Raw genomic sequence first — 627 nt, 5'->3', positions numbered from 1 at the left:
GAGTCCGGGCGGCAAACGGTTCTGGTGGGATGTCCAGAGCGGGCGGGGCGGTTCGTCGTGACCACGAGCGCGATCCGTCGCGAGGAGTCACCCAAGTGAGGAGCACCATGATCAAGGCACTCGGCAAGCTCGACGTCATCACCTTCTTCGTCGAGGACGTGCCGGCGTCCAAGAAGTTCTATACGGAGGTCTTCGGCCTCCCGGTGATCTGGGAGGACGAGAACTCGGCGGTGGTCAAGCTCTCGAATCTGATCATCAATCTGCTGGACGTCTCCGAGGCGCCGATGCTGGTCGAGCCGGTGCCGGTGGCCGAGCGCGGCGGGTCGCGGGCGCTGCTGACCATCGAGGTCGACGACGCGGACGCGGTGTGCGCCGAGCTCGAGGCACACGGCGTGACGCTGCTCAACGGGCCGATCGACCGGCCGTGGGGGCGGCGTACGGCGGCGTTCGCGGACCCGGCGGGCAACACCTGGGAGATCGCGCAGGTGCTGGACTGAGCGGCGGGCCGAGGATGTAAGAGCTCGGCGCCGGGGCGGCCGGGTCACCGCTGGTGCGGGGGCCTGGCCGCTTCGGCGTGCGGCGGCGTGTGGCGGCCCGGCGCGGGGCGGCCGACGACGGGGGTGGCGG

1 protein-coding gene is annotated in these 627 nt (G+C 71.0%); it reads left to right on the top strand.

The annotated features are described in order from the left end of the window. Positions 1 to 107 precede the first annotated feature (107 nt). Positions 108 to 497, top strand: coding sequence for a VOC family protein (locus KDL01_RS41655; protein WP_246577716.1), 390 nt, complete (start codon positions 108 to 110; stop codon positions 495 to 497). Positions 498 to 627: the final 130 nt, after the last annotated feature.

The organism is Actinospica durhamensis (genome assembly GCF_018139695.1).
Classification (GTDB): Bacteria; Actinomycetota; Actinomycetes; order Streptomycetales; family Catenulisporaceae; genus Actinospica; species Actinospica durhamensis.
Note: the sequence above shows the minus strand (reverse complement) of the source record. Positions and strands in the feature narration are given on the sequence as shown.